The 26,486-nt window shown below is 39.5% G+C and carries 30 protein-coding genes; 20 read left to right on the top strand and 10 right to left on the bottom strand.

The features are described 5' to 3' along the window. Positions 1 to 2 precede the first annotated feature (2 nt). The 5 genes from lptB (at position 3) to hpf (ending at position 3,854) form a co-directional block, all read left to right on the top strand. A complete protein-coding gene (lptB, locus tag ACOXY8_RS15170) occupies positions 3 to 734 on the top strand; it encodes an LPS export ABC transporter ATP-binding protein (protein ID WP_458332476.1) in 732 nt (243 codons plus the stop codon). Between the two features lie 13 nt (positions 735 to 747). Beyond that, positions 748 to 2,262 carry a GH3 auxin-responsive promoter family protein gene (locus ACOXY8_RS15165; protein ID WP_458332456.1) on the top strand — a complete coding sequence of 505 codons (1,515 nt, stop codon included), beginning with the start codon at positions 748 to 750 and terminating at the stop codon, positions 2,260 to 2,262. 138 nt (positions 2,263 to 2,400) lie between these two features. Then, the gene (rpsU, locus tag ACOXY8_RS15160; RefSeq protein WP_458332455.1) at positions 2,401 to 2,595 is read left to right on the top strand and encodes a 30S ribosomal protein S21; all 195 of its coding nucleotides are present in this window, start codon (positions 2,401 to 2,403) and stop codon (positions 2,593 to 2,595) included. A 57-nt stretch (positions 2,596 to 2,652) separates the two neighbouring features. Then, on the top strand, positions 2,653 to 3,522 hold the full coding sequence (locus ACOXY8_RS15155; RefSeq protein WP_458332454.1) for a tyrosine-type recombinase/integrase: 870 nt from the start codon (positions 2,653 to 2,655) through the stop codon (positions 3,520 to 3,522). A gap of 29 nt (positions 3,523 to 3,551) precedes the next feature. Continuing rightward, complete coding sequence (gene hpf, locus ACOXY8_RS15150) at positions 3,552 to 3,854, top strand: ribosome hibernation-promoting factor, HPF/YfiA family (protein ID WP_458332453.1); 303 nt, start codon at positions 3,552 to 3,554, stop codon at positions 3,852 to 3,854. A 757-nt stretch (positions 3,855 to 4,611) separates the two neighbouring features. Here hpf and metK read toward each other — a convergent pair. The 4 genes from metK to ACOXY8_RS15130 all read right to left on the bottom strand — a co-directional run bounded on the left by metK (position 4,612) and on the right by ACOXY8_RS15130 (position 8,223). Further along, the gene (metK, locus tag ACOXY8_RS15145; protein WP_458332452.1) at positions 4,612 to 5,895 is read right to left on the bottom strand and encodes a methionine adenosyltransferase; all 1,284 of its coding nucleotides are present in this window, start codon (positions 5,893 to 5,895) and stop codon (positions 4,612 to 4,614) included. A gap of 84 nt (positions 5,896 to 5,979) precedes the next feature. Beyond that, positions 5,980 to 6,705 carry an SAM-dependent methyltransferase gene (locus tag ACOXY8_RS15140; RefSeq protein WP_458332451.1) on the bottom strand — a complete coding sequence of 242 codons (726 nt, stop codon included), beginning with the start codon at positions 6,703 to 6,705 and terminating at the stop codon, positions 5,980 to 5,982. Between the two features lie 47 nt (positions 6,706 to 6,752). Then, positions 6,753 to 7,511, bottom strand: coding sequence for an alpha/beta fold hydrolase (locus ACOXY8_RS15135; RefSeq protein ID WP_458332450.1), 759 nt, complete (start codon positions 7,509 to 7,511; stop codon positions 6,753 to 6,755). Continuing rightward, on the bottom strand, positions 7,495 to 8,223 hold the full coding sequence (locus tag ACOXY8_RS15130; protein ID WP_458332449.1) for a pyridoxine 5'-phosphate synthase: 729 nt from the start codon (positions 8,221 to 8,223) through the stop codon (positions 7,495 to 7,497). The genes ACOXY8_RS15135 and ACOXY8_RS15130 overlap by 17 nt, the downstream gene beginning before the upstream one ends. Positions 8,224 to 8,364: 141 nt before the next feature. On the opposite strand from ACOXY8_RS15130, the gene ACOXY8_RS15125 reads away from it, so the two are divergent. The 12 genes from ACOXY8_RS15125 to ACOXY8_RS15070 all read left to right on the top strand — a co-directional run bounded on the left by ACOXY8_RS15125 (position 8,365) and on the right by ACOXY8_RS15070 (position 18,651). Next, the gene (locus tag ACOXY8_RS15125) at positions 8,365 to 8,814 is read left to right on the top strand and encodes a GatB/YqeY domain-containing protein (protein WP_458332448.1); all 450 of its coding nucleotides are present in this window, start codon (positions 8,365 to 8,367) and stop codon (positions 8,812 to 8,814) included. 6 nt (positions 8,815 to 8,820) lie between these two features. Further along, the gene (locus ACOXY8_RS15120) at positions 8,821 to 9,342 is read left to right on the top strand and encodes a CvpA family protein (protein ID WP_458332447.1); all 522 of its coding nucleotides are present in this window, start codon (positions 8,821 to 8,823) and stop codon (positions 9,340 to 9,342) included. Further along, entirely contained in the window at positions 9,332 to 9,910 is a 579-nt protein-coding gene (locus tag ACOXY8_RS15115; protein ID WP_458332446.1) for an anthranilate synthase component II, read from the top strand. Before ACOXY8_RS15120 ends, ACOXY8_RS15115 begins: the two co-directional genes overlap by 11 nt. A 37-nt stretch (positions 9,911 to 9,947) precedes the next feature. Further along, positions 9,948 to 10,715, top strand: a complete 768-nt coding sequence (locus tag ACOXY8_RS15110) for an alpha/beta fold hydrolase (RefSeq protein WP_458332445.1) — start codon at positions 9,948 to 9,950, stop codon at positions 10,713 to 10,715. Next, on the top strand, positions 10,712 to 11,377 hold the full coding sequence (locus ACOXY8_RS15105; protein ID WP_458332444.1) for a CBS domain-containing protein: 666 nt from the start codon (positions 10,712 to 10,714) through the stop codon (positions 11,375 to 11,377). The genes ACOXY8_RS15110 and ACOXY8_RS15105 overlap by 4 nt, the downstream gene beginning before the upstream one ends. 46 nt (positions 11,378 to 11,423) lie before the next feature. Further along, positions 11,424 to 12,302: an NAD kinase gene (locus tag ACOXY8_RS15100; protein ID WP_458332443.1), complete on the top strand. Its 879-nt coding sequence runs from the start codon at positions 11,424 to 11,426 to the stop codon at positions 12,300 to 12,302. A 52-nt stretch (positions 12,303 to 12,354) separates the two neighbouring features. After that, the gene (gene porG, locus ACOXY8_RS15095; protein WP_458332442.1) at positions 12,355 to 13,053 is read left to right on the top strand and encodes a type IX secretion system protein PorG; all 699 of its coding nucleotides are present in this window, start codon (positions 12,355 to 12,357) and stop codon (positions 13,051 to 13,053) included. Between the two features lie 76 nt (positions 13,054 to 13,129). Continuing rightward, a complete protein-coding gene (locus tag ACOXY8_RS15090) occupies positions 13,130 to 13,867 on the top strand; it encodes an isoprenyl transferase (protein ID WP_458332441.1) in 738 nt (245 codons plus the stop codon). Positions 13,868 to 13,875: 8 nt separating this feature from the next. Next, positions 13,876 to 16,536 carry a BamA/OMP85 family outer membrane protein gene (locus ACOXY8_RS15085; RefSeq protein ID WP_458332440.1) on the top strand — a complete coding sequence of 887 codons (2,661 nt, stop codon included), beginning with the start codon at positions 13,876 to 13,878 and terminating at the stop codon, positions 16,534 to 16,536. Positions 16,537 to 16,538: 2 nt separating this feature from the next. Continuing rightward, positions 16,539 to 17,072: an OmpH family outer membrane protein gene (locus ACOXY8_RS15080; RefSeq protein WP_458332439.1), complete on the top strand. Its 534-nt coding sequence runs from the start codon at positions 16,539 to 16,541 to the stop codon at positions 17,070 to 17,072. A 28-nt stretch (positions 17,073 to 17,100) separates the two neighbouring features. Next, on the top strand, positions 17,101 to 17,658 hold the full coding sequence (locus ACOXY8_RS15075; protein ID WP_458332438.1) for an OmpH family outer membrane protein: 558 nt from the start codon (positions 17,101 to 17,103) through the stop codon (positions 17,656 to 17,658). A gap of 93 nt (positions 17,659 to 17,751) precedes the next feature. After that, a complete protein-coding gene (locus ACOXY8_RS15070; protein WP_458332437.1) occupies positions 17,752 to 18,651 on the top strand; it encodes a S66 peptidase family protein in 900 nt (299 codons plus the stop codon). Here the strand turns inward: ACOXY8_RS15070 and chrA are convergent. Beyond that, positions 18,641 to 19,816 (bottom strand): chromate efflux transporter, encoded by a 1,176-nt coding sequence (chrA, locus tag ACOXY8_RS15065; RefSeq protein WP_458332436.1) that lies wholly within the window; start codon positions 19,814 to 19,816, stop codon positions 18,641 to 18,643. The two genes, ACOXY8_RS15070 and chrA, sit on opposite strands and share 11 nt — an antisense overlap. An 83-nt stretch (positions 19,817 to 19,899) precedes the next feature. Then, a complete protein-coding gene (locus ACOXY8_RS15060) occupies positions 19,900 to 20,871 on the bottom strand; it encodes an isopenicillin N synthase family dioxygenase (protein ID WP_458332435.1) in 972 nt (323 codons plus the stop codon). An 88-nt stretch (positions 20,872 to 20,959) separates the two neighbouring features. Between ACOXY8_RS15060 and ACOXY8_RS15055 the strand changes: the two genes are divergently transcribed. Then, on the top strand, positions 20,960 to 21,691 hold the full coding sequence (locus tag ACOXY8_RS15055) for a superoxide dismutase (protein WP_458332434.1): 732 nt from the start codon (positions 20,960 to 20,962) through the stop codon (positions 21,689 to 21,691). A gap of 48 nt (positions 21,692 to 21,739) precedes the next feature. On the opposite strand, the gene recO is transcribed toward ACOXY8_RS15055, so the two are convergent. Genes recO through ACOXY8_RS15040 form a run of 3 tightly spaced genes read right to left on the bottom strand, consistent with a single transcriptional unit; the run spans position 21,740 to position 23,357 of the window. Then, positions 21,740 to 22,420: a DNA repair protein RecO gene (gene recO / locus ACOXY8_RS15050; RefSeq protein ID WP_458332433.1), complete on the bottom strand. Its 681-nt coding sequence runs from the start codon at positions 22,418 to 22,420 to the stop codon at positions 21,740 to 21,742. Positions 22,421 to 22,431: 11 nt separating this feature from the next. After that, the gene (locus ACOXY8_RS15045) at positions 22,432 to 23,034 is read right to left on the bottom strand and encodes a thymidine kinase (RefSeq protein WP_458332432.1); all 603 of its coding nucleotides are present in this window, start codon (positions 23,032 to 23,034) and stop codon (positions 22,432 to 22,434) included. Next, positions 23,034 to 23,357, bottom strand: coding sequence for a 2Fe-2S iron-sulfur cluster-binding protein (locus ACOXY8_RS15040; protein ID WP_458332431.1), 324 nt, complete (start codon positions 23,355 to 23,357; stop codon positions 23,034 to 23,036). The genes ACOXY8_RS15045 and ACOXY8_RS15040 overlap by 1 nt, the downstream gene beginning before the upstream one ends. 34 nt (positions 23,358 to 23,391) lie before the next feature. Between ACOXY8_RS15040 and ACOXY8_RS15035 the strand changes: the two genes are divergently transcribed. Both ACOXY8_RS15035 and ACOXY8_RS15030 read left to right on the top strand, forming a co-directional pair. Beyond that, entirely contained in the window at positions 23,392 to 24,414 is a 1,023-nt protein-coding gene (locus ACOXY8_RS15035; RefSeq protein ID WP_458332430.1) for a hypothetical protein, read from the top strand. Positions 24,415 to 24,477: 63 nt separating this feature from the next. Continuing rightward, positions 24,478 to 26,190, top strand: coding sequence for a lamin tail domain-containing protein (locus ACOXY8_RS15030; protein WP_458332429.1), 1,713 nt, complete (start codon positions 24,478 to 24,480; stop codon positions 26,188 to 26,190). Between the two features lie 80 nt (positions 26,191 to 26,270). On the opposite strand, the gene ACOXY8_RS15025 is transcribed toward ACOXY8_RS15030, so the two are convergent. Next, a partial coding sequence (locus ACOXY8_RS15025; RefSeq protein ID WP_458332428.1) for a hypothetical protein occupies positions 26,271 to 26,486 on the bottom strand: 216 nt, incomplete at its 5' end.

Raw genomic sequence — 26,486 nt, 5'->3', positions numbered from 1 at the left:
TGATAAAATTAAGAGCTGAGAATTTAGTCAAAAAGTATAAAGGCAGACCCGTTGTAAACAATATCTCTGTAGAAGTAGGTCAGGGTGAAATTGTGGGATTGCTTGGTCCAAATGGAGCCGGTAAAACTACCACATTTTATATGATTGTGGGTTTGATAAAACCTAACGATGGTAAAATATTCCTTGATAATGAAGATATCACAGGTCTTGCTATGTATAGAAGGGCAAAACTGGGCATTGGTTATCTAGCACAGGAGGCATCGGTTTTTAGAAAACTATCTGTTGAGGATAACATCATGGCTGTGCTTGAAATGACTAAAATGCCCAAAAACGAGAGAAAGGAGCGGGTGGAAAGTTTGCTTGAAGAATTTAGCCTAACCCATGTGCGCAAAAATTTGGGTATGGTGCTTTCAGGTGGAGAACGACGTAGAACTGAAATAGCTCGCGCATTGGCGGTCGATCCAAAATTCGTATTGTTAGATGAGCCTTTTGCTGGGGTAGATCCAATAGCCGTGGAAGAAATTCAAACCATTGTAGGGCAATTGAAGCAAAAGAATATTGGGATACTTATTACTGATCACAATGTAAATGAAACCTTGTCGATTACCGACAGAGCCTACTTGATGTTCGAAGGAAATTTACTAAAAGCAGGAACTGCAGAAGAATTAGCAGCTGATGAACAAGTAAGAAGAGTATATTTAGGAAAACATTTCGAACTGAAAAGAAAACTATAAGGAGTCGCCACGAATGGAAATACTCAATTCCATAATTACCTGGGCTATGAAGCGCAGGATTGACCAGATCAACTATTTCAAGGAAAATCCCATTGAAGCACAAGAGGGAATATTGAATAACCTTTTGCTTGCAGCTAGAAATACAGAATATGGTAAGAAATATAAATTCTCTTCTATTCGCAATCGGAGGGAGTTTATGGAGCAAGTGCCAATTGTCAGCTACGAGGAGCTTTTTCCCTATATAGATAGACTAATGAAGGGAGAGCAAAAGCTCCTTTGGCCAACAGAAGTAAAGTGGTTTGCCAAGTCGTCAGGTACTACAAATGCGCGAAGTAAATTCATTCCTGTGACGACGGAAGCACTAGAGGATTGTCACTTCAAAGGAGGGAAAGACTTACTTTCTATCTATGTGAATAACTATCCGGACACCAAGGTGTTTGCAGGCAAGGGTTTAGGAATTGGCGGAAGTCATCAAATCAATCAGTTTGATAAGCAGGGTGAATCCTATTATGGTGATGTGTCTGCTGTGATCATGCAGAACTTGCCATTTTGGGTGCAAATCACTCGAACGCCAAGTTTGGATATAGCACTAATGGATGAGTGGGAAAGCAAAATTGATAAAATGGCGCAAATCACTTCCAAAGAGAATGTAACCAATTTGGCTGGAGTACCTACTTGGACCATTATATTGCTTGAGCGAATCCTCGAATTAACCGGCAAATCGCATATTCATGAAGTTTGGCCTAATCTAGAGCTATTTGTGCATGGGGCTGTAGCTTTTGGACCATATAAGAGCGTATTCAATAAACTAATTCCTTCCTCCAAAATGCGTTATTTGGAAACTTACAACGCATCCGAAGGATTTTTTGGAATTCAAGATCAACCCAATTCAGATGAAATGCTCTTGATGCTGGATTATGGAATTTTTTATGAATTCATTCCAGCAGAAGAATATGGAAGCGATGACCCAAAAGTGCTAGCCTTGCATGAGGTTGAGATTGGTCAAAACTATGTATTGCTTATAAGTACCAACGCCGGACTTTGGAGGTATTTGATTGGCGATACAATTAAGTTTACTTCCTTAGAGCCTTTCAGAATCAAGATTTCAGGTCGTACCAAGCATTTTATGAATGCCTTTGGTGAGGAAGTAATTGTGGAAAATGCAGAGCAAGCAGTCACTCATGCAGCTAAAGAAACAAAAGCAAGCATAGCCAACTTTACTGCTGCACCTAAATACTTTGCAGAGGGAAAAAGAGCTGGCCATGAGTGGGTAATAGAGTTTGACCAACAGCCTGAGGATATAGACTTATTCACTCGCCTGATGGATCAGAAGCTACGTGAGATCAACTCTGACTATGATGCTAAGCGCTACAAGGATATTGCCTTAGAGTTGCCAAAAGTTTACATGGCGCCCGAAGGCACGTTTTATAGGTGGATGAAAAGTAGAGGAAAATTAGGTGGGCAAAATAAGGTGCCAAGACTAAGTAATAATAGAGATTATATCGATGATTTATTAGCCTTGCTTTAATAAGGAAGGTTTGCAGAGTATTTCCTTTGTTCTAAATCCCTATTTATAAGGCAAATCTCGAAAACTTTCATCCACGATATTGGGAAGATTAAAATCTATCCTTAACTTTGCATCCCAATTTGAAATCAAAGGAAAGAAATGATTATAGTTAACGTAAAAGAAAACGAGTCGATTGATAAGGCTCTTAAGCGTTTCAAAAAGAAATTCGAGCGTACAGGTGTGTTGAAAGAACTTCGCAGCAGAATGCAGTTCGAAAAGCCTTCTGTGGTAAGAAGACACGAGAAAATTCGTGCTGCTTACCGTCAGAAAATGCAGGACGCAGATAATATTTAATTAACAACAGGTATTCTCAACGATTTTCGCTAAGTTGAAGCTAAATAGTTTCGACCGATGATAAAATCATTTTTACAGTTTTTAGAATTTGAGAAGAGATATAGTAAGCACACCATTGTGGCTTATGAAAATGACTTAACTCAATTTACTGAACACCTGTCAAATCATCATATTAATACCCAAGCCGCAGATGCTGATTTTAGCATTTTGAGGTCTTGGGTTATTTTTTTGATGGAGCAAGGTATTACCTCCCGCTCCGTCAACCGGAAAATTGCGACTTTACACTCCTTTTTCAATTATCTCCAAAAGGAAAACTACCGTTCGGACAATCCAGCCCTTCGATTGAAAAGTCTAAAGACGGGTAAGAAATTGCCTGATTTTTTGCGTGAGCAGGAGCTAGATCAATTTCTTGACGAGACAAATTTTCCACAAAACTATGCAGGCTATCGTGACCGACTTATTTTAGAATTATTTTATGGTACCGGTATCCGTCTTTCCGAATTACTGAATTTGAAGGATGAGGATGTGAATTTGTTTGCCAACACATTGAAAGTGACAGGTAAGCGAAATAAGCAAAGGGTCATTCCTATTTTACCTCAATTAGGGGAGCAAATAAAAATCTATCAGACTGAAAAAAAACTTGCCTTTAATGGCAAAGATTTAGCTTGGTTTTTCGTAAATAGTAAAGGCGAGCAAGCCTATCCGGTGATGATTCAAAGGATAGTTCGCAAATACATACAAAGAGGAAATTCTAGTCCACATTTATTAAGACATACCTATGCAACACATTTACTAAATCATGGCGCAGATATCAATGCCATAAAGGATCTCTTGGGACATGCCAATCTAGCCGCCACACAAGTGTACACACACAATAGCATGGAAAAGCTAAAGGCAGTTTTTGAAAAGGCTCACCCAAAAGCTTAATGAATTTTTTAACACAAAAACTAACGATTATGAAGCTGCAAATTCACTCTATCCATTTTGACGCAGATGTCAAGCTATTGGAATTTATTCAGAAGAAAGCAGATAAGCTGGAAACCTTTTATGATAGAATTATTGACGGAGAGGTTTTCCTAAAACTTGATAAAAGTGATGTCAATGAAAATAAGATCACCGAAATAAAATTAAACATTCCTGGGAAGCAATTATTTGCTGGTGGGCGGTCAGCCTCATTCGAAGCAGCTACAGACGATGCAATTGAAGCATTGAGAAGACAAATCAAAAAGCATAAAGAGAAACTGATTCCGCATTTGTAGTCGCGGATAAATAGAAATAAAAAGGGCTTCGAAAATTCGAAGCCCTTTTGCTTTATAAGCCAAATGTTTTTGGAATAGAATGTAACCATCATATTAATTTAATTACGGCTGTTTGCGGGTAGGAGGACAAAAAGGCGGGCCGGCGCGAGCCTTGAGCGAGGAAGCTTCTTTTTGTCTAGACTTTTTTGGTTACTTTTTGTGGCAATGACAAAAAGTAACAAGAAAAATTCCAAAAAGCTTCTCAATTCAATAATATAAAGAAATTCATTAACAACTCTTTGTATTGAAAAGAATTGCAATGCGTAATTGCAAACTTATCAGCTAACCCCTCCTTTTCTTTCTTTTGAAACAAAAGAAGCAAAAAATCAAGCCTGTCTGGCAGGCAAGGCTGAGGATCTTTTCCCTAAAATATGTTCCATAAATAGGCGATTCAAAGAAAACGCTGCACTCAAACAGTCTTTGAATCTCGGAAGCCTATTTACTCCACATATTTCTTAACAGGAAAATCTCTTAGGCCGAGGAGGTAAGAAATAGGAAGAAGACCAAATTAAAAACTCATCTTCCAAATGAAATTCGACGCTATAACTTCAAGAATTTTTTAATATATGTATTGGTGATAAGCAAATCTTTCAAAAGTGCTAAAATGAGAAAGTCTGGAAAAGACAAATCAAAAAGCATAAAGAGAAACTGATTCCGCATTTGTAGTCGCGGATAAATAGAAATAAAAAGGGCTTCGAATTTTCGAAGCCCTTTTGCTTTATAAGTCAAATGCTTTTTTCAGCTGATCTGTGTAATCTTCCTTTTCCCATGGGAAAAGCTCCACTTTCATGGTTTTAATTTTTCCAGACCCATCCTTAAATGATTTTTCCACGATTTCTGGCTTTCTACCCATGTGGCCATATGCAGCAGTTTCAGCATATATCGGAGTTCTCAACTTAAATCTGTTCTCAATTGCAAAAGGACGCATATCGAATATCTCCTTTATTTTGGCAGAGATTTCTCCATCGGTCATTTTCACTTTTGCAGATTTGTTGGTGTTCACAAATAAACTTACTGGCTGCGCTACACCAATGGCATATGCTACTTGTACCGTTACCTCATCACAAATACCTGCTGCTACCATATTTTTAGCAATATGGCGAGTAGCATAAGCTGCAGAGCGGTCTACTTTTGATGGGTCTTTACCGCTAAATGCACCACCACCGTGAGCACCTTTGCCGCCATAAGTATCCACAATTATTTTACGACCTGTAAGTCCAGTATCACCATGTGGCCCACCAATTACGAATTTGCCAGTTGGGTTTACCAATAATATCACATCATCACCAAAAAGCCTTTTTACACGCTGTGGCAATAGTTTTTTCACTCTAGGCAATAATACTTGCTCCACATCTCTTTTGATCACCGCTAGCATTTCCGCCTCAGCTACTTCTTTAGTCTTATTGCCATTTGGCAATACAAATTCATCGTGCTGTGTAGAAATTACAATTGTATCAATTCTAAGTGGTTTACCTTTATCGCTATATTCAATAGTTACTTGGCTTTTCGAATCCGGGCGGAGGTATTTCATTTTCTTGCCTTCCTTACGAAGGGCAGCCAATTCCGAAAGCAACAAGTGTGAAAGCTCCAATGGAAGCGGCATGTAATTGTCCGTTTCTCTACTTGCATAGCCAAACATCATCCCTTGGTCACCAGCACCTTGGTCTTCGATATTTGCTCTTTCTACACCTTGGTTTATATCTGGGCTTTGCTCATGGATGGCGGAAAGCACACCACAAGAATTTGCCTCAAACATATATTCACTCTTTGTATAACCAATTTTACGAATTACATCTCTTGCAATTTCCTGCACATCCAAATAGGTATTGGATTTTACTTCGCCTGCAAGAATTACTTGGCCAGTAGTTACGAGTGTTTCGCAGGCTACTTTGGAGTCCTTATCAAAAGCTAAAAAATGATCAATTAATGAATCAGAAATCTGATCGGCAACTTTATCCGGATGGCCTTCTGATACGGATTCTGATGTAAATAAATATGACATTATGAATTAGTTAAGTTTCAAAGATAGAATTGTATAAAGGGTCAAAAATAGAAGAATTTTGAAAAAGGAAAAAGCTTCTTTTTGTTATTCACAAAATAGAAGAAAAACGGCTGGAATTTTATGCAAATCTGGTTTTTCCTTTTTCCACGAAGAAAGCGGGAGGGTGCGAATAAATTCACCTTCACCAGTGATGTCAGCAGCAATACATAATTGGGTATTTCCTCGGCAGCTACTTAGTAAGCTTTCGAGGAGACTATTATTGCGATAAGGTGTTTCCATAAATATCTGCGTTTCCTTTTTGCGGAAAGATTGTTCCTCCATTTGCTTCAAGTAAGTATTCCTTTCACGCTTATCTATAGGGATGTAGCCATGGAACGCAAATGACTGTCCGCTAAAACCTGAAGCCATTAATGCCAACAAAAAGGAAGATGGGCCGACAAGTGGAATTACCGTGAATCCCATTTTATGCGCATATTCTACAGCCATGCTGCCAGGATCAGCCACACCAGGGCAACCAGCATCGGAAATCACACCCATGTCATGTCCATCGCTTAGTGGAGACAGCAATTCTCCAATGGACTCCACAGAAGTATTTTTATCCAATTGCTGAATATGAAGTTCTTGGATAGGAACAGGCATTTGCAATTTGCTGAGGAATCGTCTACCCTCCCGCGGATTTTCCATGAGAAAATACCGAAGATTACGGCAATTGTCGATCGTGCCCTTTGGAATGGTTTTATCAATTTCTCCTGCCGATAGCAAGGAAGGTATTAAAAATAGACGTCCTTTTTGTATTTCTGCTTTTGTCAAAATCTAGATTTATTTTGTGAAGGTAGATAATGAATTAGCAAAACACGCTATTTCACGAAGTCCATTACAATTTTGTAAAACTCTTCAGGCTGCTCTGCATGTAGCCAATGGCCAGCATTCTCAATGGTTTTGAGTTTGGCTTTTGGAAATTTTTCTTTGAGCGCATTCCAATTTTCATCTTTTATGTAATTGCTGTTTGCTCCTCGGATGAACAAAGTTGGCAAATCAGTACTTTGGCCTTTTCCAATCTCAACTCCTACCTTTTCAATGTCTCGGGTAATTACAGGTAGGTTCATTTTCCACGAAAATCCAGCAGCCGTTCTGTCCAGATTTTTGAGTAGAAACTGGCGAATTCCAAACTCATCCACATATTTGGCGAGTTCATCGTCGGCTTCTTTGCGAGAGCTGATTTTATCTATTGGCAGTGCATTTAACCCATTCAGAATTTGCTCATGCTGTACGTGATAGGCTTTGGCATCAATATCAGCAACAATTAGTTTTTCGATACTTTTGGGCGAGTTCAATGCTAGGTTCATAGCCACTTTGCCACCCATCGAATGGCCTAATAATATCGGCTTTTCAATTCCTTCAGCCTCGAAAAGCTCCAATACATCTTCCATCATTGCATCATAGGTGAATTCCTCCGAATGAGGCGAAAGCCCATGATTGCGCAAATCCACTAGGTATACCTTGAAGTTTTCCGAAAACTGTCGGCCAAGAGTAATCCAATTATCCAAAGTGCCTAGCAAGCCATGCAAAATGACCATTGGCTTCCCAGAGCCTAATTTCTTAAAGTTGAGTTCCATTCTTAATCTGATTCAAATAAAGTCCTATCGTATTTTCAAGCCCATAGTAAAGTGCATCACAAATAAGTGCGTGTCCAATGGAAACTTCATCTACATTGGGCACCATTTTTATGAAATAAGCTAGGTTTTCCAAGCTCAAATCGTGGCCAGCATTTACACCTAAGCCAATTTCTGTGGCCTTCTGAGCCGCAAGTGTATAAGGCCTTACAGCAGCTTCTTTATCAATAGCATATTGGCTTGCATAAGGTTCGGTATATAGCTCGATGCGATCGGCTCCAATTGCTTTGGCTCCTTCCACCATTTCTATGCTAGGATCCACAAATACGCTTACTCGCGTGCCTAGGGCTTTTAATCTGTCGATCACCTCTTTCAAAAAATCCTGATTTCTCACCGTATCCCATCCTGCATTGGAAGTAAGCACATCAGGGCCGTCCGGTACGAGTGTAGCTTGTGCAGGTTTGGCGATTTCTACCAACTCGAAAAAACGCTCATCAGGATAGCCTTCGATATTAAATTCTGTAGTCACTCTATCTTTGAGATCAATCACATCGGAGTATCTGATATGCCTTTCGTCGGGTCTTGGATGTACGGTAATTCCTTCCGCTCCAAATGTTTCGCAATCCAATGCTGTCTTAAGCACATCGGGATTGTTGCCACCTCTCGCATTTCTCAAAGTAGCAATTTTATTGATATTGACGCTTAATCGTGTCATTTCTAAAAATTTATCGTTATTTACAACACTGTATAGTATTGAATTACTAAACAGAAATTCATTGAATTGTAACCCAAAAATTATGGTATCAATTCCTTTTCTTAATTTTGAATCGAAATTATAAAAAATAATCGTACAGATATGAGCTTAAAGCAAACTATAGATGCTGACATCAAAAAAGCGATGTTGGCAAAAGAGAAGGATGAGTTGCGTGCATTACGTGCTATCAAATCGATGATATTACTTGCCGAAACAGAAGCAGGAGCCAAAGAAGAATTGGAAGAAGCGGATGAATTGAAATTGCTAAGCAAGGCTGTAAAGCAAAGAAAAGAATCTGCCGAAACCTACAAAGCTCAAGGGCGGGAGGATTTGGCTGCCGTAGAAGAAGGCGAGATCGAAGTGATTAACCGTTACCTTCCAAAAATGCTTACAGAAGCAGAATTAGAAGCTGAAGTAGATGCGATTATTAAAGAAACTGGCGCTTCAGGAATGAAAGACATGGGCAAAGTGATGGGTATTGCCAGCCAAAAACTTGCTGGTAAGGCAGATGGAAAAGCCATTTCAGTATTAGTAAAAAGCAAACTCACCTAGCATACAATGGCACTTGTTGACATTATATTAATCATAGCCTTAATACTCGGTATTTCATCTGGGTATCGTACGGGTTTTGTCAAAGGCCTATTAGATGTCCTAGGGATTATAGTTGGAGTAGTTGCAGCACTTACTTTGTCCAATGGCTTAGTAGGGCTGCTTACGTCAATGGGTGTGAATGAATCGGAATATCTGCCAATAATTATAGCCTTGATTATTTTTATTGTGGTGATGGTTGTTTTTTCGACAGTTGCTGAGTTTTTGAGAACAATCTTAAAAGCTTTGTTTCTAAAGAAAATAGATGGCATTGCAGGAGCTGTTTTGGGCTTGGTAAAAATTACCATCTTTATTTCTGTGTTCTTTTGGATTTCATCGCTCTTTGGATTTTTGACAGAACAGCGGGAGGAGTCTAAAGTATTAGCAGTAATCCAACCGTACACCTATAATGTCTATAATTATATGGTTAGCCATTTCTCAATTGTCGAAAACTTCGATACGATCGTAAGGGCTCTGCTCGATGGCAGCTAATATTGTACTTGTCGATAATTATGATTCTTTCACATGGAATCTGGTTGATTATTTTCATCGCTGCGGAGTTCAATTACAAGTAATACGAAACGACGTATCGCTAGCCAAGCTTCAACAATTACAAGCAGATGCTTTGGTATTATCGCCAGGGCCGGAAAGCCCGCAGAAGGCTGGCAATCTCATGCAATTTGTTGAGCATTTTCATGATAAGTTGCCAATATTTGGAATATGTCTAGGTCATCAGGCCATTGGTGAGTTTTTTGGCGCTAATTTGAAAAAAGGGCTAAAACCTATGCATGGAAAAATTTCTACCATCAAGATTTTGGAACAGCAAGGATTATACAAAGACTTGCCTAATCAGTTTGATGTGGTGCGCTACCATTCGCTAGTATTAGATAATTTGCCGACAGAACTTATTCAAACTGCTATAAGTCAAGAAGCTGAGCTAATGTCAATGCGTCATGCTACTTTGCCCATTTGTGGAGTGCAGTATCATCCTGAAGCCGTGCTTACCCAAAATGGATTAGCTTTGATTAAAAACTGGCTTGATGATATCTTGCTGTCTTAAATAGATTTTGAGTATATTGCTTTAAAGCTTTATTTATATGACCTTAAAAATTAAACATAAAGGAAAATTTGATTTCATAGATGAAGGTGAGGGTGAGGTTTTGCTTTTACTTCATGGCTTATTTGGAGCCTTGAGTAATTGGGAAGGTGTGGTAAACAAATTTTCTAAAACGCATCGGGTGATCATCCCAATGCTTCCAATTTATGAAATGCCTCTGCGCAAAGCAGGTTTGGATAATCTTGAAGAATTTGTTCATGAGTTTGTTAAGCAACAAGGGCTTGATAAGATGACACTGATGGGCAATTCACTTGGTGGACATATTGCATTGATCTACACACTTAAGCATCCAGAGAAAGTGAAGAATCTAGTATTGACTGGTTCCTCCGGCCTTTTCGAAAATTCCATGGGAGGATCATTCCCGCGCAGAGGAAGCTACGATTATATAAAGGACAGAGTAGAATATACTTTCTATGATCCAAAAATCATTTCTAAGGAGTTTGTGGATGAAATTTTTGAAATCACTACGAGCATTCCAAAATGCCTTCGGATTGTTGCAATTGCCAAGTCGGCACAGCGACATAATATGGCTGAGGAGATTGTGAAAATTGAACAGCCCACATTATTAGTTTGGGGGCTTAATGATACTATTACTCCGCCTTTAGTTGGGTATGAATTCAATAGATTAATCAAAAACTCCAAACTTAGGTTTATAGATAAGTGTTGTCATGCACCGATGATGGAGCAGCCAGAAAAATTCAATGAATTATTGGAAGCCTTTTTATTAGAAGAAAATGTAGCCGTATGATCGCAGCCGAACTTATAAATCAAATGATTCCGCCACTTAAGCCGACGGATCTTGCCTCAAAGGCAATTTCTTGGATGGAAGAAATGCGAATTTCTGAAATTCCTGTTTTAGAAGATGGAAAGTTCATTGGTTTTATAAGTGAAGACATCATTTTCGAATCGAATAATGCGGAGTTAGAAATTAAAAGCTTTCCCTTGATAGGCCAAGATTGTTGGGTGAAGGAAGACGAGCATTTCTATAATGTATTAAAAATGGCCTCAGAGCACCATGTAAAAATGGTTGCTGTGCTGAATAATCTCAATGAATACGAAGGAGTAATTACTATTGAAGACACCATCACTGCCTTTGCTCAAACGGCTTCAGTACAAAGTCCAGGAGCGATAATAGTGCTTTCGATGAATCAGATTGATTATTCATTATCTGCAATTAGCCGGTTGATAGAAGAAAATGAGGCCAAAATATTGAGTTGCTGTGTTACAGACGATCATCTTGATGCTTCTAAAATCAAACTCACATTAAAAATTAATAGGACGAACTTATCTCATATTATCGCCACTTTGGAGCGATTTGGATACAAAATCATAGGCCGCTTCCAAGACGCAGTCACCGAATCTGATGATAAAAGTCGCTGGGATTTGTTAATGAAATATTTGAGTATTTGAGTTTTATATCCTCCCGCCGCTACACCAACACGATAACCAATTATAAATGAAAATTGCTATTCATGGTAGAAGTTTGAAAAGTGAATCACTGAATTATGTTCAGGATCTTTTTGATGAACTTCATCAACGCAAGGTTCAGATTTTAATTAGCCAATCTTTTCACGAACAATTACTTGCACACAAAAATCTAAATATCGGTGCCGCCAAGGTTTACCATGAAAAGAGCGATTTGCACAAAGTTTCTTTCTTTTTCAGTCTAGGCGGTGATGGCACTTTGCTTGATTCCATAACGCATGTGCGCGAATTAGAAATTCCTATTGTGGGGATAAATACGGGACGTTTAGGCTTTTTGGCCACTACTCCCCGCGACCAAACCAAGAAAGCCATAAATGATCTATTCAAAAACGCTTACAGTATCGACAAGCGGACTTTGGTAAAAGTAGAGTCAGATAGAGAGCTTTTTGGCGGAATAAATTTCGGGTTGAACGAAGTCACCATATTGAAAACGGATACGTCTTCGATGATTACGGTACACACCTATATTAATGGCGAATACCTTAACTCTTATTGGGCAGATGGCCTTATTATCGCCACGCCAACCGGCTCTACAGGCTATAGTCTAAGTTGTGGAGGGCCATTAGTTTTGCCTCAATCAAGTAATTTTGTAATCACTCCGGTGAGCCCACATAACTTAACAGTGCGCCCAATGGTCGTATCCGATGCAAGTGTCATTTCCTTTGAAGTGGAATGTAGATTAGGCAATGCGATGATTTCTGTAGATTCACGTTCGCAAGTAGTAGATATAAGTACACCTTTGGCAGTAAGAAAAGAAAATTTTTCGGCCAAATTGGTGAAATTCGATGGATACAGTTTTTTTGATACCCTCAGACAAAAACTAAATTGGGGGCTAGACGCCAGAAATTAATTCCAAATTATATAATAAAATTGAGTTTAGCGTTTAGATGCAAATGGTTTTCTTGAAACAATTATTTTCCATTCGAATACTTCCCCTTTACTTATCCTTAGCTTTTGGGATTTTGTGCGCTACATCCGTGAAAGCGCAAGATTCCGCTGTTGGTTTTGGGTTAGGAGGCATTAGTTATACTGGCGATTTGCAGCAAGGATATGCTATAGATCAAAATAGAATTGCTGGTACAATCTTTTACAAAAAGCATTTGGCAAAACCTTTCAGCGTGCGAATTGCAGGTACAGTGGGTGGAATAAAAGGCGAAGAAGATCAAAGAGACATATACAGTGTGAATCGCGCCAACTTCTTTAAAGGAATTATTTTCGAAGGCGCGGCTTTATTAGAATATCAGTTTTTCGATTTCACTGATAAAAGGGCACCTTATGGTTTTAGCCCCTATGTTTTCGCAGGACTTGCTGGCTATTATCTATCTGCCGAAGATCAAGCCGAGGAAGATTATTCAGAATTTAATCCATCTATTCCAATTGGTGGGGGTCTCCGCTTCCCAGTATCTTACAAATGGACTTTGGATGTAGAATTCAGCGCTAGAAAAGCCTATTCCTACACTTTGGACAATATAAGTGAAGCTCCAATTACCAAAAGCTACACTGGCGGCAACCCCTATAAGCGGGACTGGTATTATTACTTAGGAGTTCATTTGACCTATACCATTTTCCGTTCCGATTGTCCAACAAACCCTTATTTCTAAAGGATTTTGCTCTCGATTCGATTTATTAAAAATAAATAGCCAATTTTGTAGCCTTAATTTTGGGACAATAGCAGGCATGCTGGAAAAGCTTGATAAAAATAAACTTCCGTCGCATATAGCGGTGATCATGGATGGAAATGGCAGATGGGCCAAGCAAAAGGGCGCTCAGCGCATTTTTGGGCACAAAAATGCCATCAAATCTGTAAGAGAAGTCACGGAAAGTTGTGCGGAATTAGGTGTAAACTATTTGACTTTGTATGCTTTTTCAACTGAAAACTGGGGAAGACCGCGGGAGGAAGTAGATGCGCTTATGAGTTTATTAGTATCCACCATTCGAAAAGAGCTGCGCGTGCTAACCAAAAATAACGTTAGATTGCACTCTATTGGCGATTTGACCTCGCTTCCAAAAGGCTGTCAAGCAGAGTTGGAAGAAGCAATAAAAGAGACAAGAAGTAATACGGGGCTCAATTTAATATTGGCCTTGAGCTATTCTGGAAGGTGGGAAATAACGGAAGCAGTGAAGATTATTTCCGAAAAAGTAAAAAAAGGTGAAATTTCTAGTGAAGAAATAAGCCAAAATACAATTTCTGAGCATCTTAATACGAATGCGTTCCCTGATCCAGAGTTATTGATAAGAACGAGCGGTGAAATGAGAATTAGCAATTTCCTTTTGTGGCAATTGGCTTACTGTGAATTGTATTTTACAGAAGTGCTTTGGCCAGATTTTCGCAAAGAGCATTTGTACGATGCAATCTATGCTTATCAACAAAGAGAAAGAAGATTTGGCAAAATTAGTGAACAAGTGAAATCGTAGTGGTTGGCATGAAGAAAATTATACTTACCTCATTATTTTTAATGACCATTTTCAGTCTGCAAGCACAGATTAGATATGGAGTGAGGTCACAAGAAACAAAACCAGAAGAGATCAATGTAATTGACCTTTCCTATACCAATCCCAAAACATATGAGATTGAGTCCATAGGTGTAGTAGGAGCAAATATTCTAGATTCAGCCATTCTGGGAAACTTGGCAGGATTGAATGTAGGCGACAAAATTACTATTCCTGGAGAGCAAATTTCAAGAGCCACCAAGAAACTGTGGGATCAAGGATTCCTAGATGATGTTGGTATTTATGTGACCGATGCTGTTGGCGACAAGGTTTCCTTAATCATTTACATTGCAGAAAGAGGCACGGTAAATCGAGTGAACTGGGTTGGGGTTACGAAAACAGAACAATCTGAATTGATCGAAAAGGTTAATTTAATTGGTAAGGTTCCTACAAATTCACTTATCAAAAATTCGGAATTAATTATCAAAAAGCACTTTGATGAGAAAGGCTTTTTGAATGCCACGATTAGAACCGAATTAGAGCGTGATACTGTAATGCGTTCAAGAGATCGTTTAACGTTTATTGTTGACAAAAAACAAAAAGTTAATATCAAGGATATTCATATTGTTGGTAATGATGAATTTGACAGTAGAAGGTTAAAAGGCCAAATGAAAGGAACTAACGAAAAGGTTAGATTTCACTTGGTAGGCAATCTCATAAAAGGCATTACTCAGCTGACGCCGAAGAAAGTGGCAAACTTCTTTACCAAAAGAGAAAAAATGGAGTTCGAGGTTGCAAAGAACTACATTTATGATAACGTGAAGTTGAATATATTCGGAGGCTCTAAGTTTGTTGATAATAAATTTCGTGAAGATAAGGATAAGGTTATTGCCTTTTACAATGCTAGAGGCTTCAGAGATGCTACCATAGTTCAAGATTCTGTTTATAAATCCGGTGAAAGCACACTAGATGTGCTGCTAAGAATTGATGAAGGAAATAGATACTATTTTGGTGATGTAAAATGGGTTGGCAATTATGTTCATACCGATGAAGAACTTGCCGCAATTTTAGGTGTACAAAGAGGTGATATCTACAATCAAGAATTATTAGACAGAAAATTAAATTTTGATCCACAAGAAGATGTGGCCTCATTATATATGGACAATGGCTATTTGTTTTTCCAAGCAAATCCTGCTGAAGTTAGAGTAGAGAACGATACCATTGACTTGGAAATTCGCATGTTCGAAGGCCCACAAGCCACTATTAACAAAGTGATTATTGCAGGGAATGACCGCACCAACGATCATGTGGTAATTCGCGAACTATTTACCAGACCTGGCGAGAAGTTTAGCCGAAGCAATATTATTCGTACACAAAGTGAACTATCTGCTTTAGGTTATTTTAACCCTGAAACAATAAACCCAAGACCTATTCCTAACCAAAATGATGGAACAGTGGATATTGCTTGGGACTTAGAAGAAACTCCGAGTGATCAAATAGAACTTTCTGGGGGTTGGGGCGGTATTTTCGGATTCGTAGGTACCGTAGGTCTCCGTTTCAATAACTTCTCGACGAAGAACCTCACTAAACCTAGTACTTGGAGACCATTACCAGTAGGAGATGGACAATCACTAGGACTTAGAATTCAAGCAAATGGTAGAAGATTTCAAAGCTATAGTTTCGATTTTTCCGAGCCTTGGTTAGGTGGCAAAAAGCCTAATGCTTTTTCATTCAATTTGAATAGATCAATTCAGCGAAACATAGATTTTGTAACAAATCAGCAGTTAGGCTCATTCAAAGTATCTAGTGCTACTGTAGGTTTAGGCCGCAGAGTAAAATGGCCAGATAACTTCTTCCAAATCCAAAACTCCGTCACCTACATGGTGTATAATGTAAATAACTTTGGTAGCCTACTTGGTTTCGATAATGGATTGTCTAACAATATTACTTTCAATACAGTAATATCTAGAAATAGCATTGCAAACCCTAGATTCCCTCAATTTGGTGGATCTGTAATGCTAACAGCTAATCTTACTCCTCCATACTCGGTATTTAATAAGGATAAAGTTTATTCAGATCTAGAACCTGCTGAGCAATTCAGATGGGTTGAGTATCATAAGTGGATGTTTGATGCTTCCTTCTTCATTCCATTGCCGGCTAAGTTTGTTCTTATGGCCAAAACCAATTTGGGTTTTATTGGTCAGTATAATAATCGTACTGGCTTTAGCCCATTCGAGCGCTTTATTATGGGTGGTTCCGGATTGGCAGGGCAGCAAGGCTTTATTTTAGCGCAGGAAATCATTGCGCTAAGAGGTTATGATGATAATACGATTCAGCCGGTTGATCAGCAAACGAATTTCCGTGGAGGTATTATGTATAATAAATTCACAATGGAAGTGCGATATCCAGTTTCTATGAATCCACAAGCATCAATCTATTTATTAGGTTTTGCTGAGGGTGGAAATACATTCAACAATTATCAGGAATACAATCCATTCAACCTTTATCGTTCTGCTGGAGTAGGTGCTCGAGTATTTATGCCAGCATTTGGATTACTTGGTGTGGATTGGGGCTATGGCTTCGACAGACTTCCTGGCAGTACTACCCCTAGTGGTGCACAAGTTCACTTTACAATTGGTCAACAATTCAGGTAGTAATGAAACAGTTTTGTGCCTTTATAGCTTTATTTATTATCGTTCAATTTTCTGCGCATGCACAGAAATTTGGGTATATTGATTCTGAATATGTGCTGAGCAAAATGCCTGAATATGCAGCTGCACAAAAGCAGTTGGATGACTTGGCTGCCGACTGGAGAAAAGAGGTACAGAATTTGCGAATAGAGGTGCAAGGCTTATACGATGCCTTACAGGCAGAAGAGGTATTGTTGACAAAGGAAATGAAGGAAGAGCGACTTGCTTCCATTAAATTAAAAGAACAAGAGGTAGAAAATTTTCAATCCTCTATCTTTGGACCAAATGGCACCTTCTTTGTAAGGCAGCAAGAACTAACTCGACCTATACACGACAAAGTTTACGAAGCAATCGAAACCGTTTGTCGAAAACAAAGATTAGATTTTTTGTTTGATAAGTCAGGTGAGATGGTGATGCTCTTTACAAATCCAAGGCATGACTATACAGACTTTGTGTTAGAAGAACTTGGGCTTAACAATCCAAATAATCCCGGAAACTAAAAAAATTATTAATTAAATGAACATTCCCATGAAATCGAAATTTTTCATTCTAGTTGCATTAGTAACATCATTGAGTTTTGCAGCCCAAGCCCAGCTTAAAATAGGCTATACTAACATAGACTTAATTGTAAGCCAATTACCAGAAACTAGAGCGGCTGAAAATGAATTTACCTCTTTCGAGACTAAACTTGGTCAACAGTTCCAAGCAAAACAGCAGGAATTACAAGTAAAGCAGGATACATATGAGAAAACGGCTGCTACTCTTACCGAAGAGCAAATGTTAGCTTTACAAACTGAGTTGCAAACTATGTACAATAGTTTACAGCAATTCCAAGCTGAGGCTCAACAGTCACTAACAAGAAAAAGAAATGAATTGCTACAACCTGCTTATGATAAAGCACAAAAGGCCATTGAAGATGTAGCTAAGGAAAACGGTTATACTTATGTGTTCAGTGATGGAAATGGTGCTATTTTACTTGTAGCTCCAGAGCAGGACAACATTACCAATTTAGTATTTGCTAAGTTGGGTATTACTCCTCCCGCTGATGGCGAAGAAAATGAAAGCTCTATTATCGACAACAATTAATCGATAAAAAGATATTTGAAACCCTGCTTTTTCAAAAAGGCAGGGTTTTTTTATGTTCAATCTATTGCTTTAATTGAGAGCAAATACAATTAGATGATTTTTCCTCCGTACTTACGAAAAGGCGATTTTGTAGCAGCTATATCTCCATCAGGATGTGTTGAAGAAACGGCACTATCTTCTGGAGTAGAAATACTGAAAAGCTGGGACTTGAAAGTGAAGATTGGGAAGCATGCCTTGATAAAAAGCGGGAGGTTTGCCGGAACTTCATCGCAAAGATTAGCCGATCTGCAATCAGCACTCGATGATCCTAAAATCAAGGCTATTTTTTGCAATAGAGGGGGTTTTGGAATTAGCCATTTATTAGATCGTATCGACTGGAGTGGTTTTTCGAAAAATCCAAAATGGATTATTGGGTATAGCGATATTACTGCTTTACATTTTGCTATTCAGCAACAAGGTGTTGCATCGATTCATGCGATGATGACGGCTGCCTTGGGTAAAGAAGAAGCATTGACATCCCTCCCGCTTCTTCGTAGTTTCTTATTTGGAACGAATGCCGAATGGAGTTTTCCCATTACCAAAAACGACCGTCCTCGAAATACCAGTGGGCAAATTATAGGAGGTAACCTTTCGCTCATCACCCATCTAATTGGCACTAAAGACTTTTCTTTATCCAAAGGAAAACTACTCTTCATCGAAGAGGTGGGAGAACCCATGTATAAGATAGATCGAATGCTGTGGCAGCTAAAAAGAGCTTGCCTGCTCGAGAATTTAAGTGGCTTGCTTTTGGGCTATTTCACAAATATTTCTGAGCAGAAGGATTATTCAGACAGTTTAGAAGAACTAATCCTAGATTTGGTAGCTGAGTACAATTTGCCGGTATTTTTCGGTTTCCCTTCTGGTCACGAATTTCCACACTTCCCAGTTATTATGGGAGCACAAGCTGAAATTAAAGTGATTGAAAATATCGCTTATATTAGCTTCAAAAAATGACCCCTGCAATGAGTCCGACAAGGATGATTAGTGGAGCAGGAATTTTGGTGAAGTAAAGCATGCAAAATGTGCCTACAATCACCATGATATTTATAAAATTTCCATCAATTGGATCGAAAAGAATGATCGCTGTCGCAGCCACCATCCCTGCCGAGGCGGCATTGATTCCTTCGAGTGAAGCACGTACTACTCTATATTTCTTTAGGCCCTCCCAAATACGAATCACAAAAAAGATCAAAAATGTACCTGGAAGAAATATGCCCAATGAAGCTAGTATTCCTCCCCCAATTTCACCACCAATGCCCATTTCCCGCATCGAAAGCGCACCAATAAATGCACTAAAAGCGAATGTCGGGCCGGGTAATCCTTGAGCGAAGCCATAGCCAATCAGGAATTCTTCAGAACTCAAAAAGGCCTTAAACTCAACAAATTCGGTATAGATAAGAGGAATAAGGACTTGTCCGCCTCCAAATATTAGGGACCCATTCCTGTAGAAGTTTTCGAAGATCAACATTCCTTTCCATTGGGTAATGGCACCAGTAACAGCAGCAGCGATGAACACGCCACCCCACAAAAGAAAATTTGCCCATTTGACATTAATCTTCTCCTTTTCTTCAATGGATTGGCGTTCGTATTTGAAGGCAGTAAGCGAACCAGCCACAAGTAATAATACTGGAAATAAATACGGAGAGCTCACATAATAAGTCACAATGATGCTCACAACCATAATGGCCAATGCGTCTTTAGATTTCACCAATTTGGTGCTTATCATCAATGCAGCATAACTTACAAAGCCCACAGCCATTGGCTGAATGAACTTAGTAAAGCTTAAGTCTAAATTATTAGCGTTCAAGTAATTGATGAATATTCCAAGTGTAGTCATAAGAATTACACCAGGCATTATCCATACTAGCAGTGTGAGATAAGCAAGATTTGGCCCACCGATTTTGAATCCAAGCGATGTAAGTATTTGAGTGCTGGCTGGGCCGGGCAGAATCGATGTGAGAGCGGTAAGCTCCATCAAATCATCTTCTGTGAGATAAGCTCTCTTCTTAACCAAACGCTCAAGGAAAAACGCAAGATGTGCTTGCGCTCCACCAAAGCAAGTAACAGACAAAATGAGAATGTCTTTAAGAAAGATGAGATAGCGAACTTTCCTTATCAATGGCTTTTATTATCTTGAAAAATAGGCAATAGAATGGATAAAGCAAAGCATCAAAAAAGCCGACATTTAGCCGGCTTTTCTATTTATTTCTTCAAACCAATTTCTCGAAGTCTTTCATCCAGAAATTCACCTGCAGTAATGTCCTCATACTGCTTAGGGTTTTGCTCATCCACACAGCTGTCTAGGCAAGTCAAATCCATATTGGACTTAGGATGCATAAAGAAAGGAATGGAATAACGCGAAGCATTCATTTTTTCCTTTGGAGGGTTCACTACTCGGTGGATAGTCGATTTCAATTTGTCATTTGTATGACGTGCAAGCATATCGCCAATATTCACCACAATTTGTTCCGGCAAAGCGGTAATTGGTATCCATTTGCCATCGCGACGCAATACTTGCAGGCCATCGGCACTTGCACCCATCAGGAGCGTAATTAGATTGATATCGCCATGTTCTGCAGCACGTACTGCATCTGCAGGCACTTCGTCGGGATTCTCGATTGGGAAGTAGTGAATGCAACGCAAAATACTGTTGCCATTTTTCACTTTATTATCGAAATACGTTTCTTCCAAGCCAAGATAAGTTGCCACAGCCTTTAGAATTTGGAATCCAGCTTTCTCCAAAGTTTTGTAAGCTTCGGTACAAGTCGCTTCCATTTCAGCGATTTCTGTAGGCCATATATTATCAGGGTATTCTTCCTTCACAGGATCGCCGTCTTCTACCATTTGTCCAATTTGATAGAACTCCTTCAAATCGCCAGTAGATCTGCCCTTTGCATGTTCTTTTCCTTTACCCGTATAGCCACGCTGCCCGGCTAGTTCTGCATCCTCATATTTCTTCTTCACGTCGTCCGGAAGCTGAAAAAACTTAATGATACTCTCATAAAGCTTATCTCTCAACTCATCAGAAAGACCGTGATTTTTCACTGCTATAAAGCCAATGCTCGTATATGCTTCGCCAAGCTTACGAACAAATTCAGCTTTTTGGTCAGGAGTACCTTTTGTGAAATCATTTAGGTCTAACGACGGGATTTCTTCAAACAGTTTATCAGCCATAAGGTTAAGCTTTTGTAATTTTTATTGATGTTGGTCACAAAAGTACGTAATTTTAGTAAAATTGTATTTAACAGATAGCTATCATATTATGAGATCAAACAGAAGAGTATTTATTAAAAAGAGCCTTCAAGCGTCTATTTTGGTGGGAGCAGGTATTCCTATGCTAAGTTCATGTGCCGATGGAGCGGGAGGAGATGAAAACGAAGAAACTATGGAGCAAACGCCTTTGAGTTTTGCTCAGGCAGCATTGCCTTATGCATTTGATGCATTAGAACCGCATATCGATACCATGACCATGGAAATACATTATGGAAAGCACCATGCAGGATATGTAAACAATCTCAATAATGCATTAACAGAAAATAACATTACAGCTGCAAATATCGAAGAGCTTTTGGCCAATGTATCCAATCATCCTGTCGCTATCCGCAACAATGCGGGAGGGCACTACAACCATGATTTGTTTTGGAATATCATGAAGCCGGGTGGAAATGAAGTTCCTGGCAAACTGAGTGAAGCCATTAATGCTTCATTTGGCTCTATGGATTCATTCAAAGAAGAATTTTCAAAAGCGGCGACAGGCAGATTTGGCTCAGGTTGGGCTTGGTTGGTCGAGTCGAATGGCAAACTAATGATCGGCAGCACACCAAACCAAGATAATCCACTGATGGATGTGTCAGAATTGAAAGGCACACCACTTTTAGGTTTAGATGTATGGGAGCATGCCTATTATCTCCACTACCAAAACCTAAGAGGCGACTATGTGAAAAACTGGTGGAACCTGGTGAATTACGATGAAGTTGCCGCAAGAATGAGTTAAGATCAGTTTGAAATAGCATATAGAAAAGCCGAATTAATTTCGGCTTTTTTAATGCATAATTTCTTGTAAAATTTCCAAAGAGCGGAGTTCTCCAAATCCATCGATATGGGTTTTGTAAAACTCTAACGTTTGCATCAATAAGGCCTTTCTGTGGGCACCGCTAATTTGAAAAGTATGGTCAAAGTCCTCATCGATCAGGGCTGAAATGTGGCTGGCAATATGCTCATTGCCTTTGAGTGAGGTATTGGTATCTCGGTAAAAATCTTCAGGCGAATCGGGATAAATACCCAAGTATTGGGTGAGTTTGAGTAATAGCTGAAGGTGGAAGTTCTCGAAACCCTCCCGCTTTTCGTCGAACATCCTGAGTGCAGAGTAAAGGAATTGAAACTGCTCATTATTTTCTTCTTCCTCCCGCACTACTTTTTCTAAAACCTCTGAAAGGAAAATGGCAATGGTAGTTTTCTTAAATGCATAAGGAATACTCTGATAAGGATGTGAACAATGCAACTCGGAAATTCTACTCATTCGGCCATCACCTTTATGATACACCACCAAATCGAGCAAAGTGAGTGGCTGATATAGAGAGATTTTCCCTTTGGCTTTGGCAGAGCGGACGCCATTTACAATATAGGTTTGCAAGCCAAATTTCTCCGTTAGGATGCGTACAATAATGGATGTCTCCCTGTATTTGATATTACTGAGCACAATGCCGTAAGTTTTGTAGCGCATGGCTTTTCTCCTTATTTATTGCTCATCCCTTGTTTGAAGCATTTTCGGCAGCGAGCTTCATAAGCTTCTTTTTCGCCCAACAACACTTGCTGTTCCGATGCTTTCAGTCGATAGGAATAGGCCGCTATATCGCCACAAACCATACATATCGCATGTACCTTCGTGACATATTCTGCTATGGCCATTAACTCAGGCATGGAGCCAAATGGCTTACCTGCGAAATCCATATCCAAGCCAGCCAAGATCACTCTTTTGCCAGCATCGGCCAATGATGAAGCTACTTTTACGATGTCCTCATCAAAAAATTGAGCTTCATCTACACCCACAATATCGCAATCACCTGCAAGTAGCATGATATCATTTGCAAATTGAACGGGCGTGGAACGAATGCTATTCTCATTGTGCGAAACTACCTCCTCCTCATGGTAGCGCGTATCAATGCTAGGCTTGAAAATCTCCACTTTTTGTCGAGCAATTTTAGCTCGATTGAGCCTGCGGATAAGTTCTTCCGTTTTGCCGGAAAACATAGATCCACAAATGACCTCGATGCAGCCAGTGCGATTTTTATTGTCGGAGCGAAAGCTCCTGAAGTTGGGTTCGATAAATAATGACACTACTCGGAATAGTCTAGATGTGGAAATTTACAACTATCAGGGATTTTTACGACTACTTTTCCCTTTAAAACTGCCTGGCAAGCCAACCTTTCATTGGGCTTAAGTTTGTTCAAATCAAAAAACCTTTGCTCTGCATCAGTAATCGGCTCTAAGTTTGCGGAGCCATCAATCACTTCCACACGGCAAGTTGTGCAGCGTCCTTTGCCACCACAAGCATGCATCCAGTCCATATAATGGTCTTGAGCGAGCTTTAGCAAGGTTTGAGATTCACGCGACGATTTGAAGCTCTTATTATGGAAATTTTGGATGACTAACTCAAGCATATTTTTTAGCTTTACAAAAGAAAGAAATTCAGTTATGGAGAACAAGCTCAATCAAGCCTCACTAAGCAAATACAGCAAGGATTATGTAAAAGTATTCTGTACCGAATTGTTCAAAAGCACTAAAAAGCTCAGTGGGCCGGATATTCTCAAGCTCAAGCAAAGTAAGCAAGTAAATCTGCTTATTGTTATGAATCTCTTTAATCGCTGGAATGAAGAACGTCGGCAATTGATGTCGCCGTATTTCGATTTCAATGCTAAGGAAGTGCAAGAGCAAATGGATGAGCTGATGAACGTGCTTTCTCGAAATATCTCCATTAGCGAGAAGGATTTTAAACCCTTGCTCGAAGAAGCGGTAAAAGATACCATCACCTTGATTTTTGATCCATTTACGTGGATGCATCGCGCCATTGGTAAATTGCAAAATGTGGGTAATGAAGAAATTGCTTCTTTCAAAAAGTACATTAAAACCAATGCAGGATTGATTACTGGTTTAGAAGCAAAAGTGGCGGGGCGCACCGTTGGCGTATTGGAAGCGCAAGAATTCCTGAAGAAAGTATGGCAGGAGATGGACGAAGAATTGGACGATACCCTCCCGCATATCAAAGCCTTGTCGGAAGTATCAGCACCTGATTTAGATATATTGTATACAAACAATGTTGGCCACTCGGTAAAAGATCAAATTAGAGAAAAAGTGTCATCAAACGCTCCTGCCAATCAACCAAAGAAAGAAGAAGCGGGAGGAAATCAATCGAAGACTTTTTATGATACAATTGCGGTAGACTCCAAAAGAACTTTGGCCGATATTCATAGCCATAAAAAGATTGAGAGCCTGAGCAAAATCATGACGATCAATCAGAAATTCATGTTCACTAATGAGCTTTTCGATGGAAATAGAGAGGAATTTATTAAAGCGCTCGATGCCTTCGACGCCTGCGCCAACTATGATGAAGCAGAAGGCTTGCTAAGCTCTAAATATGTGGATAAATATAACTGGAATCTTGACTCTGAGCAGGTTGGAGAATTCTTAGAATTGATTGCTCGCCGTTTCGGTGTGTGATAATATTTAATTTTAGCTGGTAATTATTATATAAATTTTGTAAGTTAGCTCCAAAGGGAAAACATGAAACGGTTTCTTTTTGGAGTTTTTTTATGCTTTTGCAGCATAGGAGTGCAAGCGCAATTTTATTCTTTCAACGACTTGTTGATCACAGAAATAATGGCGCGCCCATCTGACCGTACCCAATTGCCGGACTCAGAATATGCAGAAATTCACAATCCCGGCACCACAGCCATTTCTCTTCTGAATTTCACTTTCAGCGATGCTACACGTGCAGTGCCTTTGCCGGATGTAACCATTCGGGCTGGAGAATATTTGCTTCTCGTTCCAGCTACACGACTCGATCTTTGGGAAGATTACACAGATTTCAAAATCATTCCGCTTAGTCCGTGGCCTACCTTGAATGTGGGTGGCGATGACCTTAGCCTCAAAGGACCAAATGGTGAATTGGTGTTTACGATTAGCTATAGCGACACTTGGTATAGAGATAATATCAAAGCTGATGGTGGATATAGTTTGGAAATAATTGATCTAAATTTTCCTTGTGTAGCGCAAGCAAATTGGCGCGCGTCGGACGATCAAAGTGGAGGAACGCCAGGGAGAGAAAACAGTGTATTGGCGGAGAATCCGGATACTGAAGGCCCAATTTTACAAAGAGTGGCCTTGGATAATTCAAATCAGCTCAGGCTTATTTTTAATGAAAAGTTAGATCCTATTTCGGCACTAAATGCCTCAATCCAAATTGAGCCAATGCTCGCAATTGAAAGTGTTGGAATAATGGAGCCTTACATGCGGGAGGTAATTGTTCGGCTGAATGATGAAGCTGTTGAAGGAATCTATTATTCCATACAAGTGAATGGTATTACAGATTGCAGTGGCAATTTACTTCACGAAACTGTCAATAGCGCAAACTTCGGTCTTCCTTCTCCAGCCGCACCATTGGATGTTGTGATCAACGAAATACTCCCAAACCCACGAACGGGAGGAGCTAAGTTTGTGGAAATTTATAATTCCTCTGAAAAGATTTTAAATCTTCAAAATTGGCGTTTGGCAAATGCCAATTCAGCAGGCGATCCAGATAATTTTAGAACCATTACTTCAGATGTATTTCTGTTTGGTCCGCAGGAATATCTAGTTTTTACGGATGATTCTAGCGTTTTAGCAATTGAATATCCAAAGGGTAAAAGCGAGCGATTTCTCCAAATGAGTTTGCCCAGCTATCCCCAATCTGGCGGAAGTGTGATATTGATTGATGATAATGTGACCATCCTCGATCAGCTCAATTACGATGAAGATTTGCATCATCCATTGGTGAAGGATTACAAAGGGGTTTCGCTTGAACGGATTTCCGTAAATACACCAACCGAGAGCAGAGAAAATTGGACTTCGGGTGTGCAGTCAGAAGGATATGCTACGCCGGGGTATCAAAACGCCCAAAGATTGCAAGTGGATGGAATTGCAGAGAACTTCAGCATTGAACCGAAGAGTTTTGCTCCCGACGATCCAGGTACGCCCAATTTCGCTACTATTTCCTACCAATTTGCCAACCAAGGCAATGTCGCCAATATCACCGTATTTGATGTGCTAGGGCGGGAAATTAAGAAAGTAGCTCAAAATGAATTATTGGGCACTGAGGGTTTTTTCACTTGGGATGGCACAGATCAAACTGGTCGAAAAGCCAGAATTGGTTATTATATCGTCCTTTTTGAAATTTATGATATGGAAGGTCGACTGCGATCTTTTAAGGAAACTATAGTGGTTGCTACGCGGTTTTAAGTATTTATTCCTTTAGCAGTTTTTTTAATATTGAAAATCATTGCTGCATTGATTCAATTCCTTTGTGGAAAACTGTGTGTTCATTGCGGTTTAAAAAAGGAAGAATTTAAACGCAGAGAATCGCCAAGGGAAGACGCGAAGATCGCAGAGAAGAAACCTAATCCTTTGCGGTTCTTTGCGTAAATCTCTGCGCCCTCTGCGGTTAAGAAAAAAGAAGAATTTAAACGCAGAGAATCGCCAAGGAAGACGCTGAGATCGCAGAGAAGAAACCTAATCCTTTGCGGTTCTTTGCGTAA

Origin of the sequence: Peijinzhouia sedimentorum (assembly GCF_049340005.1) — a bacterium.
In the GTDB taxonomy this organism is placed as follows: Bacteria; Bacteroidota; Bacteroidia; order Cytophagales; family Cyclobacteriaceae; genus CAXBDP01.
This window is presented reverse-complemented; position numbering and strand designations above follow the sequence as displayed.